The sequence below is a fragment of the Paraburkholderia ginsengiterrae genome (genome assembly GCF_001645125.1).
GTDB lineage: Bacteria > Pseudomonadota > Gammaproteobacteria > Burkholderiales > Burkholderiaceae > Paraburkholderia > Paraburkholderia ginsengiterrae.
Genome location: NZ_LXKA01000003.1, coordinates 1 through 1,877 on the forward strand (window position 1 = coordinate 1; position 1,877 = coordinate 1,877).

Annotated in this window: 1 protein-coding gene; it reads right to left on the reverse strand. The window is 62.2% G+C overall.

The annotated features are described in order from the left end of the window. Positions 1–74: 74 nt before the first annotated feature. Positions 75–1,466 (reverse strand): group II intron reverse transcriptase/maturase, encoded by a 1,392-nt coding sequence (gene ltrA, locus A6V37_RS00030; protein ID WP_064271777.1) that lies wholly within the window; start codon positions 1,464–1,466, stop codon positions 75–77. Positions 1,467–1,877 lie beyond the last annotated feature (411 nt).

The window sequence follows — 1,877 nt, forward strand, 5'->3', positions numbered from 1 at the left end:
ATCGGGTAGGGTGAGGGGTCACCCCCTCAGCCCTCCCACACCACCGTACGTGCGGTTCCGCATACGGCGGTTCATCAAGAACGCTGGAGGCGTTGCTGGGTGTCCAGCATCGAAACAAGCCCCTGTCGGTCGAAGAAGCGTTTCGGGAAGGCTGTGCCCATGTGTGACGCGCCGGCGTTCCACCACGGCCCCTGGCCGTTGTGCGCCGAGCGCCATGCGCGCTCTTCCGGTAACCCCTGCCGACGTAGCATGGTGGTGCGGCCCTGGCGGTGTTTGGCCTGCCGCCAGAGCAGACAGCGCAAGCGCCGTCTGATCCAACCATCCAGTTCTTCCAGTACGCGCTTGCTTTGCGTGAACCGGAAGTAGTTGATCCATCCGCGAAGCACCGGATTCAGTGTTTCGATGGTGTGGCTCAGACTTCTTCCGCGCCCTTCCCTCAGCAATGTCTTCACCCGCCCCATAAGCCGTTTCAGGCTGTCAGGTGCAATGCGGAGTCTCGTCTGACGATGTACCGTCATGCTGTAGCCAAGGAATTTGCGTTTCCACGGTCGGTCACATGCGCTTTTCGCTTCGTTGACCTTCAGTTTCAGGCGTTTCGCAAGAAACGCCGTCATGCCGATCAACAGTCGCTCGCCCGCCGCCTTGCTTCGGACGTAGATGTTGCAGTCGTCCGCGTAGCGGCAGAACGCATGCCCACGTCGCTCAAGCTCGCGGTCCCAATCCGTCAGCAGGATGTTCGACAGCAGTGGCGACAGGGGACCGCCTTGCGGCGTCCCTTCCCGTCGTTGCTGCGCCATCCCTTCGCGCATCAGACCCGCCTCCAGATACCGCCGGATCAGCTTGAGCACCCGATCATCCTTCACCTGCCGGGCAATCCGCGACATCAGGATATCGTGGTTCACCCGGTCGAAGAATTTCTCCAGGTCGATGTCCACCACCCAGCGACGGCCTCCCTGCACATACTGCTGTGCCATCAGTACCGCCTGCTGCGCGCTGCGCTCCGGCCTGAAGCCGTAGCTCGACTCGGAGAACCCCGGCTCGAAGATCGGCTGGAGTACCTGGTGCAGCGCCTGCTGGATCAGCCGATCCAGCACCGTCGGAATGCCCAGTGTCCGTACCCCGCCCGCAGGCTTCGGTATATCCACCGCGCGTATCACCTCAGGCATGTACCGTCCTTCCAGCAGCGCCGCCTTCACGCTTGGCCAGTGCATCTTCAGCCAGTCCGCGAATTGATCCACCGGCAGGCCATCGACCCCCGGTGCACCGCGATTGCTGACCACCCGTCGATACGCTGCCCATAGGTTGCTACGTTCAACCACCGCGTCCATCAGCGATGGTTCCTCCACTTTCGTTTGCCCGGTAGCCGCCGTGCCTGCCTCCGCACCATGTACGCCCACCCCGAGGTTCCGCCCCGGTTCCTGCGTCATGGCCCCGCTCTCACGGGCTTGTGCTTCGTCGGTTCGCATCGAGTCTCCACCGTCCTAATCGTGGTCCTTCATGTTCGGGCCTTCAGCCTCTCGGCCTACTATGCCCTCTGCTGACTTCTGCACAGCCATCCCGCCGCCTCTCGACGCCGGTAGCCTATGGCAGCCGTACAGATCTCCCCGGGTATGACGCACCCACCTTCACGCTTATGCCCGTCGGATTTACGCCGCGTCGTTCCGTGCAAGTACTGGATTTGGCCTTTTTCGCTGCCTCGTCCCAACGCGTCGCCTCATATCCGCTTCCTGTTCGTCAGGCCAGCGCTTTGCCTCGGACTTCCTTCAGACTCGCAGTCGCCCGCGAAACCCTTGCCTCTGGCTAACACTTCCCCTTGCCGGGTGTGTAGAGGACTTTCACCTCCGAGTGAGTGCGCCCTGCCGGGCGCACGAAAAAAA

What these genes read in the sequence shown, in the direction of transcription:
- ltrA (WP_064271777.1), bottom strand. Translation starts at nt 1,466, where the DNA reads ATGCGAACCGACGAAGCACAAGCCCGTGAGAGCGGGGCCATGACGCAG.